Raw genomic sequence first — 22256 nt, forward strand, 5'->3', positions numbered from 1 at the left:
ATTGAAGATCGAGGTTGAACGATGAGTACTGCTTCGGACGCCACCAAGACCGGCAAGCTGCGGCTGGGCGGCAGCAACCTCTGGCTGTTCCTGCTGCTGGCATCGATGATCCTGTTCGGCGTCAACACCGGCGTCGCCACCTGGCAGGGCAGTCGCCTGGCCGATGCCGGCTCCAAGGCCGCCGACCTGCAGGTGCTGTCGCAGCAGCTGGCCAACCAGGGCCGTGACGCGGTGGGCGGCAACGCGCAGGCGTTCACCGCCTTCAAGGCGACCCGCAACGCGATCGAACAGAACGTGTCGACCCTGCAGGGGCGCTACGGCAAGGAGCCGGGCGTGTCCGGCGCGATCACCACGCTGGGTGAAACCTGGGCGCCGCTGGGCAAACAGGCCGGGCAGCTGGTCGCCAGCGAGCCGGCGGTGTTGGCACTGGCCGGCAACGCCAACAACTTCACCGGCGCGGTGCCGGGCCTGCAGGCCCAGCTGAACGAACTGGTGCGTGCGATGTCCGCCTCCGGCGCACCGTCGGCGCAGGTGTACAGCGCGCTGCAGCAGGTGGTGGTGGCCGGTTCGATGGCTCGCCGCGTGACCGAAATGCGTGCCGGTGGCAGCGCCGCTGCCACCTCGGGCGATGCACTGGCCCGCGACATCACCGTGTTCTCGCAGGTGCTCGACGGCCTGCGCAATGGCAACGAAGAACTGGGCATCACTGCCGTGCGCGGTGCCGCCGCCGTGGCCGCGCTGGAGCAGTCGCAGCAGAAGTGGCAGGCGATGAAGCAGGACGCCGACGCGATCCTGGCCAGCTCGCGCCAGCTGTTCGCCGCGCAGTCGGCCGCCACCGCGCTGGGCCAGGGCTCGGCGCACATGCTGGACGACAGCCGCAAGCTGTTCGAGGCGTTTTCCTCGTTCGGCTCGGTGTCCGATACCCGCCTGTTCCCGAACTTCTGGATCGGCGTGGTCTCCGGTGCGCTGTCGCTGATCGCGATCATCGGCTTCGTCTCGACCAACGTGCGCAGCCGCTCGCGCGAGCAGGAACTGCGCTACCAGACCCAGGTGGAGTTCAACAGTCGCAACCAGCAGGCGATCATGCGGCTGCTGGACGAAATCTCCTCGCTGGGTGAGGGCGACCTGACGGTGAAGGCCTCGGTGACCGAGGACATGACCGGCGCCATCGCCGACGCAATCAATTACGCGGTCGACGAGCTGCGCCACCTGGTGACCACCATCAACGACACCTCGGCCAAGGTCGCGCTGTCCACCCAGGAGACCCAGGCCACTGCCATGCAGCTGGCAGAGGCGGCGGGCCACCAGGCCAACCAGATCACCTCGGCGTCGGACCGCATCGGCGAAATCGCGGCGAGCATCGAGCAGGTGTCGCGCAACTCGGCCGAATCGGCCGACGTGGCACAGCGTTCGGTGGTGATCGCCGCCGAGGGTGCAGGCGTGGTGCGCGAGACCATCCAGGGCATGGACCAGATCCGCGACCAGATCCAGGAAACCTCCAAACGCATCAAGCGCCTGGGCGAGTCGTCGCAGGAAATCGGCTCGATCGTGGAACTGATCAACGACATTTCCGAGCAGACCAACATCCTGGCGTTGAACGCGGCGGTGCAGGCGGCTTCGGCCGGTGAAGCGGGCCGCGGTTTCGCGGTCGTGGCCGACGAAGTGCAGCGCCTGGCAGAACGTACCTCCGGCGCGACCCGACGCATCGAGAACCTGGTGCAGGCCATTCAGGCCGATACCAACGAAGCGGTCACCTCGATGGAGCAGACCACCGCCGAAGTGGTATCCGGTGCACGCCTGGCCGAGGACGCCGGCACCGCGCTGACCGAAATCGAGCGCGTGTCCAATGCACTGAACACCCTCATCAAGAACATCTCCATCGCCGCCCAGCAGCAGTCGGCCGCGGCCTCGGACATCACCCGCACCATGGGCGTGATCCGGCAGATCACCGGCCAGACCTCGCAGGGTGCCGGGCAGACCGCCGAATCGATCGGCCACCTCGCGCAGCTGGCGGCCGACCTGCGTCGTTCGGTCGCCGACTTCAAGCTGCCGGCGTGACGCGGGCAGGGCGGCGAGCAAGGAACCAGTCGATGAAGCATTTCCCTTCCCCACGCCAGAACTCGCGCGGCTTCCGCGCGGCGGCGAACGGAGCGCGTCCATGAGCAGTCTGCGCGATGCGATGAGCCACGCAGCGCTGGGCTGGGTCAAGCCGGAGCTGGACGAGACCCTGCGCCAGGTGCGCAACGAGGTCGAGTACTACGCGGAAGACCCGACCGATGCCAGCCGCATGCGCATCTGCGCCGGCTACCTGCACCAGGTGCAGGGCACCCTGCGCATGGTCGAGCTGTACGCCCCGGCGATGGTGGCCGAGGAGCTTGAACAGCTGGCCCATGCCATCGGCGCCGGTGGCGTGGCCGACCGCGATGAAGCCTGCGCGACCCTGATGCGCGGCAGCGTGCTGCTGCCCGACTACCTGGAGCGCCTGCAGAACGGCCATCGCGACATTCCGATCGTGTTGATGCCGTTGCTCAACGAGATCCGCGCCGCGCGTGGCGAGGAAGGCGTGCATGACAGCGTGCTGCTGGCGTTCGCGCCGGACAGCGTCACCGCCACCGAGGCCGAACTGGACCACGCGCGTGGCAGCCTGAGCGGGCGCAACCGCGAACTGCTCGACACCGTTGGCAGCGCGGTGAAGGAAGAACTGCTGCGCATCAAGGATGCACTGGACCTGCACCTGCGTACCGGAGGTGCGCCGGAACAGCTGCAGATCCAGGCCAATGAACTGGGCGCGGTGGCCGATACGCTGGGCATGATGGGCCTGGGCGTGGCCCGCGGCGTGGTCGTGCAGCAGCGTGATGCACTGCGTGGCGTGGTGGAAGGCCGCCAGCAGATCGACGAGAACCTGCTGCTGGATATTGCCGGTGCGCTGCTCTACGTGGATGCCTCGCTGGATGACCAGGTCGCCCATCTGGGTGCCGACGGCAGTGGCGAGGACGATCCGAGCGCAGTGGAGAACCGGCGCACGGTAGAGGTGCTGGCGCATGAGGCCATCGCCAACTTCGCCGCCGCCCGCGAGCATTTCGTCGCTTTCATCGAAACCGGCTGGCACCATGCCGAGCTGCAGGACGTGCCGCGCCTGCTGGGCGATGTCTCCGGCGCGCTGCGCATGCTGGATCTTGGCACGGCTGCCGATTACCTGCGCGGTGTGCAGCAGTACATCGAAGCCGAGCTGATCGGTCGCCAGCGCGTGCCCAGTGGCCGTCAGCTGGACACCCTGGCCGACGCCATGGCCAGCCTGGAGTACTACCTGGAAGCCCTGCGCGACCGCCGTCCGGGCCGCGAGGACATCCTCGACATCACCCGCAGCAGCCTTGAGGCGCTGCGCTACTGGCCACTGCCGGACCGCGATGCGGCCGAGGCGGCAACGTTTACGCCGCAGTCCATCGAGCGCGAGCCGGTTCCGCTGCTGGCCACGGCATTGCAGCCGGAGCCCATTGAGATCCCGGTACAGTCTGCTGCGCCGGCACCCGGTGAGGTGCCGGTACCGCTGCCGGACTTCACCTTCGATCCGCCACCGGCCACGCCTTCGCCGGCGGCGGTGGACAACAGCTTGATGTTCGGTGGGCTGGGGTCCGTCGCCGCCGCGCCGCTGTCGCTGCATGACGAGGCGGATGCACCGCTGGTCTTTGCCGCTTCCAGCGCGCCGGCGCCCGAAGTCCCGCAATGGGATCTGGCACCGTTCCATCCGGAGGCCGATCCGCTCGCTCCAGTGGACGATGAGCGCAGTCCGACGTTTGCCAGCTTCGATCCGGTCAGTTTCGAACAGGCCGATGCAGGGCAGGGGGCCGCCACGCAGTGGACGCTGTCGGAGGCGACGCTGCCGGTGCAGTCCGATGCGACGACTGGCCTGGACGTCGAGGACGCCGCCGACGCGACGCTGTCCATCGAGACCGGCACGCATGCCGCACCGGTGTTCGACCCGGTGGCCGCCGAACATGATGCGGTTTCTGCAAGCGACGACGTCGTGTTCCGTTTTGATGCCGATGCGCTGGACAATGCCGACGACGTGCTGTCGCTGCATGCGATGGAGACATTGTCGCTGGAGGACGCTGCCGGGCCGCATCCGTCGCTGGAGAGCGTCGATGCCACCGCCCCTGCGGTGGTGGAAGAAAACCCTGTTGCCGCAGAACCGGACATCACCCCGGTGGATGTGCCGGTGGAAACGCCCGCACCGCTTGGCGATGTACCGGCAGCGGCAGTGTCGATGATCGACATCGACACCATTGCGCCGATTGATTTCAGCGAAGCCGACGCGCAGTTCTTTGCCGAGCTGAGCGCCGCGGCGGCCGACTTCAATCCGCAGGCCACGGCGGCTCCGCCCACTGCGGACATCCCGGTCGTGGCAGGGACCGAGGCCGGCTTCGAAGCGGGTTTCGACGACGATGCCGAGAACATCGACGAGGACATCCGCGAGGTGTTCCTGGAAGAGTTCGACGACGAACTGGCCAACCTCGGTACGTTGCTGCCGGCATGGCGCCTGCAGCCGGACAACATGGACCGTCTGCGTCCTATCCGCCGCATCTTCCACACGCTCAAGGGCAGTGGCCGACTGGTCGGTGCACGCACCCTGGGCGAATTCGCGTGGAAGATCGAGGGCATGCTCAACCGCGTGCTCGACGGCAGCCGCGCGGCGACGCCAGCCGTGCTGGCCATGGTCGACAACGCACATGCCGCGCTGCCGCAGCTGAACGCCGCACTGCGTCATGGCCAGCGGATCAGCGTGGACCTGCAGGCGATGCAGGCCATTGCCGATCGCGTCGGCGCGGGTGAGGAAACCTATTACGTACCGCTGCCGGTTGCGGCCGCGCCCGCCGCACCGGTGGTCGAAGCCGATGGCGAGGACGAGATCAGCCGCATCCTCGAGGCCGAAGCAATGGCGTCGGTACAGGCTGAAGCCGATGCGGACCCGGCGCCTGAAGCCTTGGGCACGCCGGCCAACATCGACAGCGTGCTGCGCGAGATCCTGGAAGCCGAAGTGGAAGTCCACCAGGCGACCCTGCAGGACTGGCTGCGCTCGGCGCAGCAGGCGCCGCAGCCGGTCAGCGACGCGCTGCTGCGCGCGGTGCACACCATGAACGGCGCCTTCGCAATGACCGAAGTGCCGGAAATCACGGCCGTTACCGGCGGTGCCGAGTCCTACATCAAGCGCGCGCTGGCTGCAGACGTGGTGCCGGGGGACGAGGGCGTGGCTGCGCTGGATGCGACCGCGCAGGCGATCACCGCGACCATGGAAGCGCTGCAGGCCGAACAGCCGCGCATCACGCCGCAGGAAGCGCTGGTGCAGCGCCTGCAGGCGCTGGCCGGTGAACTGCCGGAAGCGCGCTGGCCGATGGTTGGGCTGGAGGACGACGACGAGGATCTGGCGCTGGAGACCGGTCCTGCGTTCGAAGCTGCCGCGCCTGGGGTCGAACCTGCCGGACCTGAGCCGGAACCGCTTGCGGTCGACGCGCAGGCCGCCGGGACCGCGGGCGTGATCGGCACAGGCCTCGATGTCGGCGAATTGACCGGCAGTGATGATCTTTCGCGATACTTCGATGCCGGATGGCCATCGGTACCGGGTGAAGGCGAAGCCACCACCGAAGGCACCGGATCGATTGAATCGATCCAGCCGGTCCAGAGCGAGCCGGTTGTTGCGACGACCGACCTGAACGTCGCAACGACGCCGGTCGCGGAGGCCGATCTGACCGCCGCGGACGACCTGTCGCCCTACCTGGATGCCCGCGCGCTGCCGGTGGATGACCGCGACGCCGATGAGATGCCGGCGTCCGTGGAGATTGACGCAATCGACCTGAATACGTCGATGTCCGCTGACCTGGGCGATGCCGACGCCAGCCTTGACGACGGCGCTGCTGCACTGCCACTCGACAGCGAGCTGTCGAGCCTGCAGGATGAAATGGCTGCGCCGGGTTTTGCAGAACCGGTCACGCTTGCAGCCGCGCTCGAGGCCGGCCTGCACGTGATCGACGAAGAGCAGACCCTGGACGACGACGGGCAATGGCCCGTGCTCGGCCTCCAGGCCAGCGAACTCGCGCCGGGCGAGGCGGAAGCCTTTGCCGAGGATGCGGACGTCGGCGGGGAGGCGGCGGTCGGCGAAGGAGAGAGCGCCGATCAGCCGTCCCCGGCGACGGTGAACGAGGTGAGCGCTGCCGAAGCACTGCAGGCCACCGCCGAGCCGGTACGGTTCTTCGAACTGGAAGATGCACCGGGCCAAGGCACGGCCCACGCCGATGCCGAACCTGCCGAGGCCGACGCTGTGGAGCGTGCACCGCTCCACGAAGAAGCCTCCACTCCGGAAGAAACCGCGGACGGCGCCGATGCGCTCGACTTCAGTGTGTACGACCGCGAGCTGGTCGACATCTTCGTCGAGGAGGGCAAGGATCTGCTCGATCATTGCGATGGCCTGATCAGCGAACTGCGCGATGCGCCGCAGGATCGAGAGGTACTGGCCGGCCTGCAGCGTGACCTGCACACCCTGAAGGGTGGCGCACGCATGGCGGGCATCAATGCCATCGGCGACCTTGGCCACAGCATCGAATCCCTGCTGGAAGCCGTGGCGGCCGGCCGCACCGAGATCGAACGCCGCGACGTGCAGCTGCTGGAGCGCGGCTTCGACCGCCTGCACCAGCTGCTCACCCGGACCGGTGCCCACCGCGTGGTGGAACCTGCACAGGACCTGGTGGAGGTCTTCGAGGTCCGCACCACCACCGATATCGCGGCAGCCGCTGCGGCCGCGCGTGCGGCCAGCGAGGCCGAGACCGTGCCGGCGCAGGCTGCGGGCCCGCTGACGCCGCCGGCCGATGCTCCGCTGTCGGCACCGCTGCCGGCCGAAGGCGTGGCCGACGAAGACCCGTTGGCCCGTCCGCAGCAGGAACAGGTGCGCGTGCGCGCCGACCTGCTCGACCGACTGGTCAACCACGCCGGTGAAGTGGCGATCTACCGCTCGCGTCTGGAACAGCAGCTCGGTGCCTTCCGTGGCGCGATGGGTGAACTGGAGCGCACCAATGCGCGTCTTCGCGACCAGCTGCGCCGCCTCGATCTGGAAACCGAGGCGCAGATCGTCGCCCGCTACCAGCGCGAGCAGGACCAGGCTGACCAGAAGTTCGATCCGCTGGAACTGGACCGTTTCTCCACCCTGCAGCAGCTCAGCCGTGCGCTGAACGAGTCCGCCGCCGACCTTGGTGGCCTGCAGGGCGTGCTGGACGATCTGTCGCGCCAGTACGACTCCCTGCTGCAGCAGCAGTCGCGCGTAAGTTCGGAACTGCAGGACGGCCTGATGCGCGCGCGCATGGTGCCGTTCGATGGCCTGGTGCCGCGCCTGCGCCGCGTGGTCCGCCAGTCCGGCATGGATACCGGCAAGCAGGTCCACCTGACCCTGGAAGGCACTCACGGCGAACTGGACCGCAACGTCCTCGATCGCATGGTCGCGCCGCTGGAGCACATGCTGCGCAACTCCGTGGCCCATGGCCTGGAAGCGCCGGAACAGCGTCGCGCCGCTGGCAAGCCGGAGGAGGGCGAGATCGCCATCCGCCTGCACCGCGAAGGCTCGGAAATCGTGCTGGAAGTGGCCGACGACGGCGCCGGCCTGGACCGCGAAGCGATCCGCCGCCGCGCCATCGACCGTGGCCTGCTGGCTGCCGATGCGCAGCCGAACGAGCAGGAACTGGACAACCTGATCTTCGCCTCCGGTTTCACCACTGCCGACCAGGTCAGCCAGCTGGCAGGCCGAGGCGTGGGCATGGACGTGGTGCGCAACGAAGTGCGCCAGCTCGGTGGTTCGGTCGACATCCAGTCGGTGCGTGGCCAGGGCGTGCGCTTCACCCTGCGCCTGCCGCAGACGCTGGCCGTCACCCAGGCGGTGTTCGTGCAGATCGGCGAAACCACCTTTGCGGTGCCGGTCGCCTCGGTCAGTGGCATCGGCCGCCTGTCGCGCGAGCGTTTCGAAGCGGCCGACAGCAGCTATCGCTACAGCGGCGAGGACTATCCGCTGTACGACCTCGGCAGCCTGGTCGGGCAGGCTCCGGCGCGTGCCGATGGCCAGGACCAGGTGCCGTTGCTGCTGGTCCGTGCCGGTGACCTGCGTGCCGCCGTGGCGATCGACCAGGTGCTGGGCAACCGCGAAATCGTGGTCAAGCCGGTCGGCCTGCAGATTGCTTCGGTGCCGGGCATCTACGGCGCCACCATCACCGGCGATGGCCGCGTGGTGGTGATCCTGGACGTGGCGCCGCTGGTGCGCCGCTTCCTCGCCAACCCGACGCTGCCGGTGCTGGCCAACGCGCCGCGCCAGGAGCGCCAGGTGCCGCTGGTGATGGTGGTGGACGATTCGCTGACCATGCGCAAGGTCACCGGGCGCATCCTCGAACGCCACAACTTCGAGGTCAGCGTCGCCCGCGACGGTGTGGAAGCACTGGAGCGCCTGGAAGAACGCGTGCCCGACCTGATGCTGCTGGACATCGAGATGCCGCGCATGGATGGCTACGAGCTCGCCACCGCGATGCGCGCCGACCCGCGCTACAAGGACGTGCCGATCGTGATGATCACCTCGCGCAGCGGCGACAAGCACCGCCAGCGCGCCTTCGAGATCGGCGTGCAGCGCTACCTGGGCAAGCCGTACCAGGAGCTGGACCTGATGCGTAACGTGTACGACCTGCTGGGGATCGCCCGTGTCCGTGAGTGAAGCCCAGGCGGCCCCGGCCGTCGCCCTGCTGGCCCGTCCCGGCGCGGCGCGCGAGCGCCTGCGCGAGGCGTTGTCGCATGCCGATGTGCAGCTGGTGCTGGAAGACGACCCGAACGGCCTGGAGCCGCAGCTGCTGCAGGACGCGCGTCCACAGTTCGTGGTGATCGCGCTGGAGGCGGCCATCGAGGATGCTCTGGAGCGGCTTGAAGCGGTGCTGTCCGCACCGGGCCTGACCCTGGTCTTCGACGAGGCCGAACTGGCGGCGCGCCGTGATGGTTGGGAGGCACAGCGCTGGGGCCGCCACCTGGCCGCCAAGCTGCACGGTCACCAGCAGGTGCTGCCGCCGGGTGCGGAAGACGAACCCGCCCTGCAGCTGGAACCGGGTCACCCGGCACCGCCGCCGGTACCACGGGAAGAAGCGCTTCTGCCGCATCTGGACCAGGCATTGAGCTGGGCCGACGAGGTACCGGCGGACAGCCTGTATGCGCCACCGGCGCACCTGCACGAACCGATCGCGCTGGAGCAGGCACTGGCCGCGCTGCAGCCGGTCGTGCCGGAGCCGCTGGATGCAGCGCCGATGCAGCCGGTTGCCCCGCCGGCCGCAGCGGCCCCGCCGCCGGTCTCCTTCGACCACACCGCGTGGTCGCTGGTCGAGGACGTAGCAGACGTATCCGCAGCCACCGGCCACAGCGCCGCGGTGGAAGCAACGCTGCCATCCTTCGATACCGATCACCTCAGCCTGGTGGACCTGGATGCTGCGGCGCCCGCGGGCGCACGTGCCGGTTCGCTGCTGGTGCTGGCCGGCATTGGTGGCCCGGATGCGCTGCGCCGTCTGCTCGGTGCGCTGCCGTCGTCGCTGAGCGTGCCGGTGCTGGTGCACATGCGCCTGGATGGCGGCCGTTATGGCAACCTGGTCAAGCAGATGGCACGCGTGTCGCCGTTGCCGGTGCAGCTGGCCGAAGCCGGCCAGCGGGCCGTCCCCGGTGAAGTACACGTGCTGGCCGATGACATCGGCGTATGCGTGACAGCCGACGGCCTGCATTTCCTCAGCGATGCGCAGGGTATCTCGCTGGCTGCGCTGCCGGCGGAACACACCGCGCTGGTGCTGCTCAGCGGTGCCGATCTGGCCCACGTCGGGCCGGCACTGGACCTTGCTGCGGCGGGTGCCTGGGTGGCCGGCCAGGTCGGGGAAGGCTGCTACGACCCGGCCGCGGCGACCGCCGTGGTGGCTGCCGGCATGGTGGCCGGCGAACCGCAGGACCTGGCGCAGGCCATCGCCGCGCGCTGGGGCGAGCAGGACGACAACGGAGACGCACCATGAGCTATGCCAGCAATGACGAAATCCGCGGCGTCCTGATCCAGGCTGGCAACGAGCGCGTGCTGCTGCCCAATGCCACCGTGGCCGAAATGATGTCGCGGGTGCCGGTGCAGCCGGTCTCCGATGCACCGCGCTGGCTGGTCGGCGAGATCGGCTGGCACGGCTGGCAGGTGCCGCTGGTGTCGTTCGCGCGGCTTTCCGGGCTGGGCGAGGAAGCGGTGGGCGGCCACAACAAAGTGGTGGTGCTGAAGGCCCTGAGCGGCAACGCACAGCGCCCGTACTACGCGCTGCTTACGCAGAATTTCCCGCAGTTGATCTCGGTGCCGCGCGATGGCCTGCTGGCCGATGCTTCCGAGGAAACCCTGCCGCAGATCGTGCACATGCGCGTGTTGCTGGGTGAGCAGAGCGCATTGCTGCCAAACCTGGACGCGCTGGAAGCCGCACTGGATTCGCTGGCGGCCTGATCGGGAATCGGCCGGTCGGATTCCCGGTAGTGCCGGCCGCTGGCCGGCAACCGCATGATCCCGTGGATGCCGGCCAGCGGCCGGCACTACCACCCATCAGCCTTACCCCAGATCCCCCAGCCGCGCCTGCAATGCCGCGATCGCGGCCAGGCCGGCCGTCTCCGTGCGCAGGATGCGCGGGCCCAGCTGCAGCCCCTGGAAGCCGGCCGCCGCCAGTTGATCGCGGTCGCGCGGCGACCACCCGCCTTCCGGGCCGATCGCGATCACGATGCCGCCCGTCGGCGCAGCGTCCAGTGTCGACAGGCGATGGGCGCCCAGGGGGTCCAGCGTCAGCCGCAGCGTATCGGCCGGCAGCGTCGCCGCAGCCTGCGCCAGTGACAACGGCGATCCCACCTGGGGAATGCGCGCGCGCCCGGACTGGCCGCAGGCCGAGGTCACCACGTTGTTCCAGTGCGCTACGCGCTTCTCCGCGCGCGCGGCATCCAGCTTCACTTCGGTGCGCTCGGCATTCACCGGAACGATGGCGCTCACGCCCAACTCGGTGGCCTTCTGCAGGATCAGGTCCATCTTCTCGCCACGCGCGATGCCTTGCAGCAGGGTGATCGCCAACGGTGATTCATTGTCGATGGCCTGCACTGCATCGATGCGCACCTGCACCTCGCGCTTGCCGGCCGCGGTCAGGGTGGCGCTGTAGTCGTGGCCATCGCCGTTGAACAGCACGCAGGTATCACCCTCGCGCAGGCGCATCACCCGCACCAGATGGTTGGCCGTCTCTTCCGGCAGGGTCACGGTCTGGCCGCTGTGCAGCGCCAGGTCGATGGGGCAGCGGGTCACGCGCATGCAATCGCCTCGTCAATCGCCGCCAGCGTGGTATGTGCCAGCAGCTCCAGTTGTTCGTCGTCCACGCAGTAGGGCGGCATCCAGTACAGCACGTCGCCCAGTGGACGCAGCACCACGCCACGCTTCAGCGCGGCCTTGTAGGCATGCAGGCCCAGTCGCAGCGCCGGGTCGAACGGGGTCCGCCTGTTGCCATCGCGTGACAGTTCGAAGGCCACCACCATGCCGGCCTGACGCACATCGGCCACATGCGGGTGATCGGCGAATGGCGCTGCCAGCGTGCCCATCACCGAGGCGATGCCACGGTTGCGGGCGATCACATCGTCGTCGCGGAAGATGTCCAGCGTCGCAAGCGCAGCCGCACAGGCCAGCGGGTTGCCGGTGTAGCTGTGCGAATGCAGGAAGGCGCGCTCGCGCGAGTCATCAAGGAAGGCGTCGTACAGCGCCTGCGTGGCCAGCACCGCGGCCAGTGGCAGGAAGCCACCGGTCAGGCCCTTGGACAGGCACATCAGGTCCGGCATCACCCCAGCCTGCTCGCAGGCGAACAGGGTGCCGGTGCGGCCGAAGCCGGTGGCGATCTCATCGGCAATCATGAATGCGCCGTGCGCATCACACAGTTCGCGCACACGCTGCAGGTAGACCGGGTCATGCATGCGCATGCCGCCGGCGCACTGCAGGCGTGGCTCCAGGATCACCGCGCAGATCTCGCCCGGATGCTGGTCGAACACGGTGGCCAGGCCATCGGCGGCCTGGCGTGCACGATCAGCCGCACTCTGCCCCGGCTCGGCCAGGTAGGCATCGGGCGAGGGCGCGAACAGGCCTTCGGCCAGAAGCGGTGCGTAGACGCGGCGGTACAACGGGATGTCCGCCATCGCCAGTGCGCCAAGGGTCTCGCCGTGGTAGCCGTTCTCCAGCGCGATGAAACGCGTGCGCCGTGGCTCGCCGCGGTTCTGGAAATACTGGAAGGCCATCTTCAGCGCGACTTCCACGCCGGCCGAGCCGTTGTCGGCGTAGAACACCTTGGCCAGCGGTTCGCGGCCGGGCTGGCGTGGCGCCAGCGCCAGCAGGCGCTCGGCCAGGGTGATTGCCGGCTCGTGGCCGAAGCCAGCCAGCATCACCTGTTCCAGCTGCCCGGCCTGCGCCGCGATGGCGCCGCCGATGCGCGGCTCGGCATGGCCGAACAGATTGGTCCACCAGCTGCTGACGGCGTCCAGGTAACGGTTGCCGTCGTGGTCGATCAGCCATGCGCCTTCACCACGGGCGATCGGTACCAGCGGCAGGGTATGCGGGTGCTCACGCATCTGCGTGCACGGGTGCCACAGCACCTGCAGGTCGCGTTGCCGCCAGTGCTGGGCCAGCGGGGAGGGGGTTGGGTCTGCTAGCATTTCGGGCTCATGAACATGTTGCTGCCTGCACATTCTATCGGCCCCGGCGCTGGCGCCGGCCGCCGCGGAGATTCCGCATGAACGATGACCGTGCCGGCCGTCGCTTGCCGATCATCCATCGGATCACCGATGAGGAGAACGGCCCCTTCCAGCGCCAGCACCTGGACCTGGAGTTTTCCAACGGTGAACGCCGCCGCTTCGAACGCCTGGTCAGCCGTGGCCATGGTGCGGTGGTGGTGGTGCCGATGCTGGACGACGAGACCGTGCTGCTGGTACGTGAATACGCGGCCGGCATGCACCGTTACGAGCTGGGCCTGGTCAAGGGCCGGATCGACGCCGGCGAGACTCCCGAGGAGGCGGCCGACCGTGAGTTGAAGGAAGAGGCCGGCTATGGCGCGCGCCAGGTCGACGTGCTGCGCGCGATGACCCTGGCCCCCACCTACATGAGCCATCAGTCGTGGCTGGTGGTGGCACGCGACCTGTATCCGGAAAAGCTGGCCGGCGACGAGCCGGAAGAACTGGAAGTGGTGCCGTGGAAGCTGGCCGAACTGGACCAGCTGATGCTGCGCGAGGACTTCTCCGAGGGACGCTCGCTGGCGGCGCTGTTCATCGCGCGCCAGTGGCTGCAGGGAACGCGATGATCAAACTGACCACGGACCTGCGCGAGACCGCCATCGCCATCGCCCAGGAAGCCGGACAGGCCATCATGCAGGTGTATGCCGATGGCTTCGAGGTGCAGATCAAGGATGACAACAGCCCGGTTACCGCCGCCGACCTGGCCGCCAACCTCGTGATCGAGCAGGGCCTGCAGCAGCTGACCCCGGACCTGCCGATCCTGTCGGAGGAATCTGCGCAGGTGGGGTGGGAGCAGCGGCGCCATTGGGGCGCGTACTGGCTGGTCGACCCGCTGGACGGCACCCGCGAGTTCGTCAAGCGCAATGGCGAGTTCAGCGTCAACATCGCCCTGATCTACCAGGGCGCACCGGCGTTCGGCGTGGTGCTGGCGCCGGTCACCGGCATCGTCTGGCACGCCATGCGTGGCGAGCTGGCCTATCGCCGGCAGGGCCTGCACGACACCGTGCTACGCACCCGCACGCCGGCCACCGCCCCGCTGCGCGTCGCCGCCAGCCGTTCGCACCGCTCGCCGGAAACCGAGGCGCTGCTGGCGCGCATGGGCCGCATCGAGACCATCGCACAGGGCTCGTCGCTGAAATTCTGCCGGATCGCCGAAGGCGGCCTGGATGTCTATCCGCGGCTGGGCCCGACCTCCGAATGGGATACCGCTGCCGGCCAATGCGTGCTGCATGCCGCCGGCGGCGCCGTGCTGTCGGCCGCGACCGGCAAGCCGTTCCGCTACAACCGCCGCGAAACCCTGTTGAACGGCGATTTCATTGCCCTTGGTGATACCAGCCTGCCATGGCGCGACTGGTTGTCCGACTGACCCTGGAGGCCGCATGAGCGCGCACGACACCCGCACCACCGGCAGCGCCGCCACCCATGAGCTGGAGCGCCTGCTGGCCATCATGGCGCGCCTGCGCGACCCGCAGGGCGGCTGCCCGTGGGACCTGGAGCAGAACTTCGCAACCATCGCGCCATACACCATCGAGGAAGCCTACGAGGTGGCCGATGCGATCGACCGTGGCGACCTCGACGACCTGTGCGACGAGCTGGGCGACCTGCTGCTGCAGGTGGTGTTCCATGCGCGCATGGCCGAAGAGCAGGGCAGCTTCGCCTTCGCAGACGTGGCCCGCGCGATCAGCGACAAGATGCAGCGCCGCCACCCGCACGTGTTCGCCGAGGTCAGCGTTGACGATGCCGATGGGGTGATGCGCAACTGGGAGGCGATCAAACGCGCCGAGCGCGCCGCCAAGGGCGAGCAGGACACCTCCGCGCTGGCCGGCATCTCGCGCGGCCTGCCGGAATGGCAGCGGGCAGTGAAGCTGCAGTCGCGCGCGGCCAAGGTCGGCTTCGACTGGCCAGGCCCGCTGCCGGTGCTGGACAAGGCGGCCGAGGAACTGCAGGAACTGCGCGAAGAGTTCGAGCGCGGCGACATCGCCGGCAACAAGGCGCGCCTGCAGGAAGAGCTGGGTGATCTGCTGTTCGTCTGCGCCAATCTCGCCCGTCACGCCGATATCGACCTCGGTGCCGCGCTGCGCGGGGCCAACCACAAGTTCGAACGTCGTTTCCGTGCGATGGAAGCGCAGGCCGACGCGCAGGGTGAAACGCTGGCCGCGATGGACCTGGATGCGCAGGAAGCGCTGTGGCAGCACGCCAAGGCGGCGGAAAAGGCGTGAAGACACTCGGCCTGTTCCTGCTGACCGCGCTGGCCGAGATCGTCGGCTGCTACCTGCCGTGGCTATGGCTGCGCAAGGGCGCCAGCATCTGGTTGCTGCTGCCGGCGGCCGCCAGCCTGGCGCTGTTCGCCTGGCTGCTGACCCTGCACCCGACCGCCAGCGGCCGGGTCTATGCGGCCTACGGTGGCGTCTACATCGGCACCGCGCTGTTCTGGCTGTGGCTGGTCGATGGCATCCGCCCCAGCCGCTGGGACATGCTGGGCGCGGCCCTGTGCCTGGCCGGCATGGCAGTGATCATGTTCGGGCCGCGCACCTCATCAGTGTAGAGCCGAGCCATGGTCGGCTGCTCTTCCTTCCGACCGCGCTGGCGCGCGCAAGCCGGGCATGGCTCGGCTCTGCAAGGGCAGCGATCCCTTCCCGGAAGGTGCATGATGGAGGCGCCCCCTGGTCCCCGGAGCACGCGCATGTCCCGCTTCGCCAGCTTCCGCGAGTTCTATCCGTTCTACCTCAGCGAGCACCGCCACCCGGTGTCGCGCCGCCTGCACTTCATCGGCAGCTGCGGGGTGCTGCTGCTGGTTGCGGCGGCGATCCTGCGCGGGCAAGCCATCCTCGTGCTGGCCGCCCTGTTCTGCGGTTACGGCTTCGCCTGGGTCGGTCATTTCTTTTTCGAGAAGAACCGTCCGGCGACATTCCAGCATCCGCTGTACTCGTTCATGGGCGACTGGGTGATGTTCGCCGACATCCTGCGCCGGCGCGTGCCCTGGTAGTTCCACTGTGCATGCGGCCTTCACGCGCTATGCTGGGGCCTGGACGTCATAGATAAGGAAAGCGCGATGTTCCCGACCATGTTCTTTACCGTGGTACTGGCCTTCGTGGCCGTGGTGGTCCTGTTCAAGGCGGTGCGGATGGTGCCGCAGGGATACGAATGGACCGTCGAGCGCTTCGGGCGCTACACGCACACCATGACCCCCGGCCTGCACTTCCTGATCCCGATCGTGTACGGGGTCGGGCGCAAGGTGAACATGATGGAGCAGGTGCTGGATGTACCCAGCCAGGAAGTGATCACCAAGGACAATGCCGCCGTGCGCGTGGATGGCGTGGTGTTCTTCCAGGTCCTGGATGCTGCCAAGGCGGCCTATGAGGTGGCCAATCTGGAAGTGGCGATGATCGCCCTGGTGCAGACCAACATCCGTACCGTGATCGGCTCGATGGACCTGGACGAATCGCTGAGCCAGCGCGAGGTTATCAACGCCCAGCTGCTGAGCGTGGTCGACCATGCCACCAACCCGTGGGGCGTGAAGGTCAACCGCATCGAGATCCGCGACATCCAGCCGCCGCGTGACCTGCTGGATGCGATGGCGCGGCAGATGAAGGCCGAGCGCGAGAAGCGCGCCCAGATCCTTGAAGCCGAGGGTTCAAGGCAGTCGGAGATCCTGCGCGCCGATGGCGAGAAGCAGGCCACCGTGCTGGAGGCCGAAGGCCGCCGCGAAGCTGCGTTCCGCGACGCCGAGGCGCGCGAGCGCCTGGCCGAAGCCGAAGCGATGGCGACCAAGGTGGTGTCGGCGGCGATCGCAGAGGGGGACGTGCAGGCGATCAACTACTTCGTTGCCCAGAAGTACGTGGAAGCATTCAGGGAGCTGGCCAGTTCGCCAAACCAGAAGCTGGTGCTGATGCCGATGGAGGCCAGCGGCGTGATCGGCTCGATTGCCGGCGTGGCCGAACTGGCCAAGCAGGCGTTGGCCAGCCAGGACAACAAGGCCGCCGGCAAGCGGCCGCCGCCGATTGGAGGTTGACATGCGCTGGGAGGTCGTAGGCTGGGGCGCGCTGGCACTGCTGCTGTTTGCCGCAGAGGCGTTGGCACCCGGGGCGTTCATGCTGTGGATCGGCATCGGCGCGGCGGCTGTGTTCGTGCTGGTGGCCGTGTTCAGCGGCATTCCATTGCTGTGGCAGGTCGTTGCCTTCGTCGTGCTGAGCGTGGTCTCGATCCAGTGCTACCGGCGCTGGGGCAAGGCAAGGGCGCGGCCCAGCGATGCACCGTTGCTCAACCGTCGCGCCGAACAACTGGTCGGACGGGTGGTGCCGTTGCAGCAGGGTATCGTTGGTGGGCAGGGCCGGGTCAGCATCGATGATGCGTACTGGCAGGTCAGTGGGCCGGAACTGCAGGCCGGCAGCCTGGTGCGGGTGGTGGCGGTGCAGGGCAGCACGCTGCAGGTCGAGCCGGCAGACCGCCCCGTGTAGAGCCGCGCCCACGCTCGGCTCCCACACGAAGAGCCGCCGAGCCTGGGCACGGCTCTGGAACTCCGCCGCTGCGCTGCGGCACGCCTGCGGGCGACCGATCTGGGATAATGGGGATTCTTGTTTCCTCTGCTGCCGGACCCGGTCATGACCCAGAAGACGCTGCTCAACGATACCCACCGCGCCCTTGGCGCCAAGATGGTCGATTTCGGGGGTTGGGACATGCCCATCCACTACGGCTCGCAGCTGGACGAGCACCACCTGGTGCGTCGCGAGTCGGGTGTGTTCGACGTCAGCCACATGACCGTGGTCGACCTGCGCGGTGACCAGGTCAAGCCGTTCCTGCGCCGCCTGCTGGCCAACTCGGTCGACAAGCTGAAGGTGCCGGGCAAGGCGCTGTACTCGTGCATGCTGAATCCGCGCGGCGGCGTCATCGACGATCTGATCGTCTACTACCTGGGCGACGATTTCTTCCGCATGGTGGTCAACGCCTCCACCCGCGAGAAGGACCTGGCGTGGCTGCGCGAGCAGGCCGCGCCGTTCGGCGTCAGCGTCGAGCAGCGCCCGGACCTTGCCATCCTCGCCGTGCAGGGCCCGCAGGCGCGCGACATCGTGATCGGCCTGGCCCGCGAATCCGAGCGCGAGGCGCTGACCAAGCTGGGTCGCTTCGCCGCCTTGCAGGTGCAATCCGACGACGGCGTCGAGCTGTTCGTCGCCCGCACCGGCTACACCGGTGAAGACGGTTTCGAGATCCTGCTGCCGCAGGATGCCGTGGTCGCCTTCTGGAACCGCCTGTTGGCGGCAGGCGTGAAGCCGGCCGGCCTCGGCGCGCGTGACACGCTGCGCCTGGAAGCCGGCATGAACCTGTACGGCCAGGACATGGACGAAGAGATCAGCCCGTATGAAGCGGCGCTGGCCTGGACCGTGTCGCTGGACGAAGGCCGCGACTTCATCGGCCGCGACGTGCTGGAAGCGCAGAAGGCTGCCGGCACCGCGCGTCAGATGATCGGCCTGGTGATGGACGAGAAGGGCGTGCTGCGCCACGGCCAGGCGGTGACCACCGCGGGCGGCCAGGGCGAGATCCTGTCCGGCACTTTCTCGCCGACCCTGGCCAAGGGCATCGCCTTCGCCCGCGTACCGGCCGGTGAACTCGGCGAGGTCACCGTCGACATCCGCGGCCGGCAAGTGCCGGTGCGCGTGGTCAAGTTCCCGTTCGTGCGCGAAGGCCAGGCCCAGCCCGGCGTGCTCGCCGACGCCTGATCCGAACATGCCGGTCGTCACTGACAGCAGTGGCGGCCGGTTGGTTACACTAGCCCCGTTTTTTCCACCCCTGCATATCTCTGGAGCAGTCCCATGAGCGAGATCCCCGGCGACCTCAAGTTCCTCAAGTCCCACGAGTGGGCCCGTGTCGAAGGCAATGGCCGTGTCACCGTCGGTATTTCCGACCACGCCCAGGGCCTGCTGGGTGACCTGGTCTACGTCGAACTGCCGGAAGTCGGCGCCGACGCCAAGGCCGGCGAACAGATCGCCGTCGTCGAGTCGGTGAAGGCCGCCTCGGACGTCTACAGCCCGATCAGCGGCAAGGTTGTCGAGGTCAACTCGGCCCTGTCCGACAAGCCGGAAACCATCAATGAAGATGCCTACGGCGAAGGCTGGATGTTCGTGGTCGAACTGACCAACGCCGAAGAGCTCAACGAACTGCTGGACCCGGATGCGTATGCCGAAGCCCTGGAAAACGACGACCACTGAGTCGTCGTTTCCGGGTTCTGGAACGGCCACCTTCGGGTGGCCGTTTTTGTTTTGGCGAGCACGTCGGCTCATGACGCAGGGTTTGCTGCGCGCCCTCGACGCGGCATCAGCAGACCCGCGAACGGTACCGAGGGGTGTGCGCAGTTTTGCGCAAATCCGCGTTTCCACCCCGCGCCGGCGCGTCCGGATGTGAAAACTTTTTGCCCCCCGTTGCGGTGCCGTTGTGCTGGCGTTGGTGCGGGCGGCGGCCGCTGCAGGCGATGCGTGCATGCAGTGGCCGCCAATATGCATGCATCTGCGCAGAGTGCTTATTTCAAGTGCTTTTTGTTCAAGGCGTGCGTTGTTGTCGTTGCAGGCAACGTGCGTGCGTGGTGCTTTGGTGGTCGTCGAAGGCGGAGCGTGGCGACCGTGCAGACAACACCGTGGATGGCGCGGATGTGAAAATTTTTCGCGGGGGTTGTTGACAGTAAAAAAAACCGTGATTAGGTTTCGCCTCAGCAGACCTTGCCTGCCCAACCGAGTGCGCAGAATCAATCGTCCGATGCGAAGCAGCCCCTTCAAGACCACCGCGACCCTGATGACGGTGGACATGGCCCCGCTTCCCCCGGAGAAATGCAAGGCACCTCCCGTTCCGATGCCCGCTCCGCCGATCGAGGCGGGCATTGCCGTATCCGTAACGGCGCGCCTGACGCGCCGGCGGTCCCCGCACGCAGCATCCGCGGGTTTGATCCACCTGGGCGTTTCAACTCCCTATCACTGACGAGGAGCCATCCCATGGCAACCAAGAAAGCTGCGAAGAAGAAGCCCGCCGCCAAGAAAGCGGTGAAGAAGGTCGCGAAGAAGGCCGCTGCCAAGAAGGCAGTGAAGAAGGTCGCGAAGAAGGCGACCGCCAAGAAGGCAGTGAAGAAGGCTGCGAAGAAGGTCGCCAAGAAGACCACTGCGAAGAAGGCAGTGAAGAAGGCGGCAAAGAAGGTAGCCAAGAAGTCCACTGCCAAGAAGGCCGTCAAGAAGACCGCGAAGAAGGCCGTCAAGAAGGTAGCCAAGAAGGCCACCAAGAAGACTGCCAAGAAGGCAACGGCCCGCAAGCCTGCCAAGAAGGTCGCGAAGAAGGCGACTGCCAAGAAGGCCGTCAAGAAGACCGCCAAGAAGGCAGTAAAGAAGACCGCGAAGAAGGCCACCAAGAAGGCTGCCCCGAAGAAGGCAGCGAAGAAGGTTGCCAAGCGCAAGCCGGCCGCCCGCAAGAAGAAGGCCGCTCCGGTCGCTCTGCCGGCAACCCCGGCGCCGCTGATCTAAGTACTTCCCGATAGCCGCATCCTGAAACCCCCTTCCCTGGCTGCCCAGCGGGGAGGGGGTTTTTTTATGGGGCCATTTGCAGCGTCAAGCCATGCTCGACTGTCTTTCTGATAGTTGACGCTAGCGGTGCGGCGTCGGTGGAAAGCGCTCCACCAGGAAATCGATGAAGCTGCGCAGGCGGGTCGAGTGGTAGCGGTCGTGGGCATAGACCACGTGCATCGGCCGGCCGGTCTGGCCATGCTCCGGGAACAGCTGCACCAGGCGCCCGGCGTTGACGTCGGCAGCCAGCAGCAGTGCCGATTGCAGCACGATGCCCAGCCCATGCAGCGCCGCCGTACGCAGCGCTTCGCCGTTGTTGATCTGCAGGCGGCCTGTGGGCACATGGTCGAGCCCGCCAGCATCGGCCTGCAGCCACTGCGCCAGTGCGCTGGGTTCGAAGGACAGGCATTGGTGCCGGGAAAGTGCCTGCAGGTCCGAAGGCGTACCGTGCCGGGCGAGGTATCCGGGCGAGGCGCACATCATCAATCGATAGGGTGTCAGCGCACGCGCGACCAGCGCGCTGCTGTCAGCCAGCGTACCGATTCGCAGGGCGGCTTCGAAACCTTCCTCGGCGAGATTGACGACGCGGTCGGTCAGCACCGCGTCGACACGCACGTCGGGATAGTGCGCCATGTAATCGGGCAACGCCGGCAGCAGTGCATGCGTGCCGAAGATCACCGGCGCGCTGATGCGCAGCGTGCCTGCCGGTGCCAGGTGCTGGTGCTGGGCCTGCGCATCGGTTTCCTCCACCAGCCGCAGGATCTCCCGGCAGCGGGCGTAGTAGTCCTCGCCGAACGGCGTCATGTGCTGGCGCCGGGTGGTACGACTGAGCAACTGCATGCCGAGCCGCGCCTCCAATGCACGCAGGTGCTTGCCGGCCATCGTCGCGGAGATGTCCAGTGCTGCCGCCGCAGCGCTGAGGCTGCCCTTGTCCACGATCAGCACGTAGACCTGCATGCTTTCCAGCAGGTTCATCTGACACTCCGGGTGTTGAATGCTGAAACCTGTGCGGAGTTTATCAATCAGGGGTGATCAAACAGCATGCACCGCACGGGCCGGATCCACCGGCCGCGCTGACAGGAGAACACCATGGATTTGAACCTTGAGGGACGCACCGCGCTGGTCACCGGGGCGGGCAGTGGCATCGGTGCCGCTGTCGCCAGGCAACTGGCCGCGCAGGGCGTGCGTGTCGCCATCTCGTCACGGCGGCAGGCACCGCTGCAGGCGCTGGCGGCGGAGATCGAAACGGCGGGCGCACCCGCGCCGATCATCCTGCTGGGCGATGTCACCGACGCTGGGGACGTGCGCCGCATCGCCGACGCCGCATTGGCGGCGTTGCAGCGGGTGGACATCCTGGTCAATGCGGCTGGCGGCTCGCGGCCAACGACCGTTGATGCAGCCGATACGATCTGGGAGGAGGCATTGGCCCTGAACTTCTCTGCCGCACGACGGCTGACCCAGGCACTGCTGCCGGCGATGCAGGCGCAGGGATGGGGCGGGTGATCAACTTCAGCGGTTCGATGGAGCCGCGCGCGGTGAACGCGGCCACGGCGGCAAAGGCCGCGCTGCATCTGTGGGGCAAGGGGCTGGCCTCCGAAGTGGCCGGGCAGGGCATCACGGTGAATGCAATCGCGCCTGGACGGATCAACAGCCCGCAGATCCTCGACCGCCTGCATCCCACCGAGGAAAGCCGACGCGAATTCATTGCGCGCAACATTCCGCTCGGGCGCTTCGGCGAGCCGGAGGAGGTGGCGCCGCTGGTGGCCTTCCTGGCTTCGCCGCTGGCCGGCTATATCACCGGTGCGGTGATTCCGGTGGATGGCGGCATGCACTACTTCGCGCACTAGCGCTGCGGCGCTGTAGAGCCGAGCCCATGCTCGGCTCCACAGGTCCGGCGGAGTCGAGCAT

General features: G+C 67.6%; 17 protein-coding genes and 1 pseudogene. 15 read left to right on the forward strand and 3 right to left on the reverse strand.

The features are described 5' to 3' along the window. Window positions 1–21: 21 nt before the first annotated feature. The 4 genes from AC5P57_RS07680 (at window position 22) to AC5P57_RS07695 (ending at window position 10516) form a co-directional block, all read left to right on the forward strand. Window positions 22–2058, forward strand: coding sequence for a methyl-accepting chemotaxis protein (locus AC5P57_RS07680; RefSeq protein ID WP_099552039.1), 2037 nt, complete (start codon window positions 22–24; stop codon window positions 2056–2058). Window positions 2059–2158: 100 nt separating this feature from the next. Beyond that, on the forward strand, window positions 2159–8734 hold the full coding sequence (locus AC5P57_RS07685; RefSeq protein WP_495219522.1) for an Hpt domain-containing protein: 6576 nt from the start codon (window positions 2159–2161) through the stop codon (window positions 8732–8734). After that, a complete protein-coding gene (locus AC5P57_RS07690) occupies window positions 8721–10055 on the forward strand; it encodes a chemotaxis protein CheB (protein ID WP_262234687.1) in 1335 nt (444 codons plus the stop codon). The genes AC5P57_RS07685 and AC5P57_RS07690 overlap by 14 nt, the downstream gene beginning before the upstream one ends. Then, window positions 10052–10516, forward strand: coding sequence for a chemotaxis protein CheW (locus AC5P57_RS07695; RefSeq protein WP_005410712.1), 465 nt, complete (start codon window positions 10052–10054; stop codon window positions 10514–10516). The genes AC5P57_RS07690 and AC5P57_RS07695 overlap by 4 nt, the downstream gene beginning before the upstream one ends. A gap of 102 nt (window positions 10517–10618) precedes the next feature. Here the strand turns inward: AC5P57_RS07695 and AC5P57_RS07700 are convergent, their stop codons facing one another. Together AC5P57_RS07700 and bioA are read right to left on the reverse strand one after the other, a co-directional pair. Next, entirely contained in the window at window positions 10619–11356 is a 738-nt protein-coding gene (locus AC5P57_RS07700) for a 16S rRNA (uracil(1498)-N(3))-methyltransferase (RefSeq protein WP_099552042.1), read from the reverse strand. Beyond that, window positions 11347–12738: an adenosylmethionine--8-amino-7-oxononanoate transaminase gene (bioA, locus tag AC5P57_RS07705; protein WP_239503823.1), complete on the reverse strand. Its 1392-nt coding sequence runs from the start codon at window positions 12736–12738 to the stop codon at window positions 11347–11349. The genes AC5P57_RS07700 and bioA overlap by 10 nt, the downstream gene beginning before the upstream one ends. A 77-nt stretch (window positions 12739–12815) precedes the next feature. Here bioA and nudE point away from each other — a divergent pair, with 77 nt between their 5' ends. The 10 genes from nudE to AC5P57_RS07755 all read left to right on the forward strand — a co-directional run bounded on the left by nudE (window position 12816) and on the right by AC5P57_RS07755 (window position 20309). Beyond that, on the forward strand, window positions 12816–13379 hold the full coding sequence (gene nudE / locus AC5P57_RS07710) for an ADP compounds hydrolase NudE (RefSeq protein ID WP_099552044.1): 564 nt from the start codon (window positions 12816–12818) through the stop codon (window positions 13377–13379). After that, window positions 13376–14179, forward strand: coding sequence for a 3'(2'),5'-bisphosphate nucleotidase CysQ (gene cysQ, locus AC5P57_RS07715; RefSeq protein ID WP_099552045.1), 804 nt, complete (start codon window positions 13376–13378; stop codon window positions 14177–14179). The genes nudE and cysQ overlap by 4 nt, the downstream gene beginning before the upstream one ends. A 13-nt stretch (window positions 14180–14192) precedes the next feature. Then, window positions 14193–15032 (forward strand): nucleoside triphosphate pyrophosphohydrolase, encoded by an 840-nt coding sequence (mazG, locus tag AC5P57_RS07720; RefSeq protein WP_262234688.1) that lies wholly within the window; start codon window positions 14193–14195, stop codon window positions 15030–15032. Then, entirely contained in the window at window positions 15029–15358 is a 330-nt protein-coding gene (locus tag AC5P57_RS07725) for a YnfA family protein (protein ID WP_099552047.1), read from the forward strand. Before mazG ends, AC5P57_RS07725 begins: the two co-directional genes overlap by 4 nt. Window positions 15359–15496: 138 nt before the next feature. Then, window positions 15497–15799 (forward strand): Mpo1-like protein, encoded by a 303-nt coding sequence (locus tag AC5P57_RS07730; protein ID WP_049431766.1) that lies wholly within the window; start codon window positions 15497–15499, stop codon window positions 15797–15799. A gap of 66 nt (window positions 15800–15865) precedes the next feature. Then, a complete protein-coding gene (locus tag AC5P57_RS07735) occupies window positions 15866–16825 on the forward strand; it encodes an SPFH domain-containing protein (protein WP_099552048.1) in 960 nt (319 codons plus the stop codon). Window position 16826: 1 nt separating this feature from the next. Beyond that, complete coding sequence (locus AC5P57_RS07740) at window positions 16827–17270, forward strand: NfeD family protein (RefSeq protein WP_142806572.1); 444 nt, start codon at window positions 16827–16829, stop codon at window positions 17268–17270. Between the two features lie 144 nt (window positions 17271–17414). After that, window positions 17415–18527 (forward strand): glycine cleavage system aminomethyltransferase GcvT, encoded by a 1113-nt coding sequence (gene gcvT / locus AC5P57_RS07745; protein ID WP_099552050.1) that lies wholly within the window; start codon window positions 17415–17417, stop codon window positions 18525–18527. A 93-nt stretch (window positions 18528–18620) separates the two neighbouring features. Continuing rightward, window positions 18621–19016: a glycine cleavage system protein GcvH gene (gcvH, locus tag AC5P57_RS07750; RefSeq protein WP_010482723.1), complete on the forward strand. Its 396-nt coding sequence runs from the start codon at window positions 18621–18623 to the stop codon at window positions 19014–19016. 774 nt (window positions 19017–19790) lie between these two features. Continuing rightward, a complete protein-coding gene (locus AC5P57_RS07755) occupies window positions 19791–20309 on the forward strand; it encodes a hypothetical protein (protein ID WP_032130057.1) in 519 nt (172 codons plus the stop codon). Between the two features lie 120 nt (window positions 20310–20429). On the opposite strand, the gene AC5P57_RS07760 is transcribed toward AC5P57_RS07755, so the two are convergent. Next, window positions 20430–21323: a LysR substrate-binding domain-containing protein gene (locus AC5P57_RS07760; RefSeq protein WP_495219523.1), complete on the reverse strand. Its 894-nt coding sequence runs from the start codon at window positions 21321–21323 to the stop codon at window positions 20430–20432. Window positions 21324–21437: 114 nt separating this feature from the next. Here AC5P57_RS07760 and AC5P57_RS07765 point away from each other — a divergent pair. Beyond that, window positions 21438–22195 (forward strand): annotated as a pseudogene (locus AC5P57_RS07765) (SDR family NAD(P)-dependent oxidoreductase). Window positions 22196–22256 lie beyond the last annotated feature (61 nt).

The sequence above is a fragment of the Stenotrophomonas sp. YJH_SMC_79 genome (assembly GCF_059367995.1).

Coding starts and splice junctions, on each gene's coding strand:
- AC5P57_RS07680 (WP_099552039.1), top strand. CDS start 22: ATGAGTACTGCTTCGGACGCCACCAAGACCGGCAAGCTGCGGCTGGGC.
- AC5P57_RS07685 (WP_495219522.1), top strand. CDS start 2,159: ATGAGCAGTCTGCGCGATGCGATGAGCCACGCAGCGCTGGGCTGGGTC.
- AC5P57_RS07695 (WP_005410712.1), top strand. CDS start 10,052: ATGAGCTATGCCAGCAATGACGAAATCCGCGGCGTCCTGATCCAGGCT.
- AC5P57_RS07700 (WP_099552042.1), bottom strand. CDS start 11,356: ATGCGCGTGACCCGCTGCCCCATCGACCTGGCGCTGCACAGCGGCCAG.
- bioA (WP_239503823.1), bottom strand. CDS start 12,738: ATGCTAGCAGACCCAACCCCCTCCCCGCTGGCCCAGCACTGGCGGCAA.
- nudE (WP_099552044.1), top strand. CDS start 12,816: ATGAACGATGACCGTGCCGGCCGTCGCTTGCCGATCATCCATCGGATC.
- cysQ (WP_099552045.1), top strand. CDS start 13,376: ATGATCAAACTGACCACGGACCTGCGCGAGACCGCCATCGCCATCGCC.
- mazG (WP_262234688.1), top strand. CDS start 14,193: ATGAGCGCGCACGACACCCGCACCACCGGCAGCGCCGCCACCCATGAG.
- AC5P57_RS07730 (WP_049431766.1), top strand. CDS start 15,497: ATGTCCCGCTTCGCCAGCTTCCGCGAGTTCTATCCGTTCTACCTCAGC.
- AC5P57_RS07735 (WP_099552048.1), top strand. CDS start 15,866: ATGTTCCCGACCATGTTCTTTACCGTGGTACTGGCCTTCGTGGCCGTG.
- AC5P57_RS07740 (WP_142806572.1), top strand. CDS start 16,827: ATGCGCTGGGAGGTCGTAGGCTGGGGCGCGCTGGCACTGCTGCTGTTT.
- gcvT (WP_099552050.1), top strand. CDS start 17,415: ATGACCCAGAAGACGCTGCTCAACGATACCCACCGCGCCCTTGGCGCC.
- gcvH (WP_010482723.1), top strand. CDS start 18,621: ATGAGCGAGATCCCCGGCGACCTCAAGTTCCTCAAGTCCCACGAGTGG.
- AC5P57_RS07755 (WP_032130057.1), top strand. CDS start 19,791: ATGGCAACCAAGAAAGCTGCGAAGAAGAAGCCCGCCGCCAAGAAAGCG.
- AC5P57_RS07760 (WP_495219523.1), bottom strand. CDS start 21,323: ATGAACCTGCTGGAAAGCATGCAGGTCTACGTGCTGATCGTGGACAAG.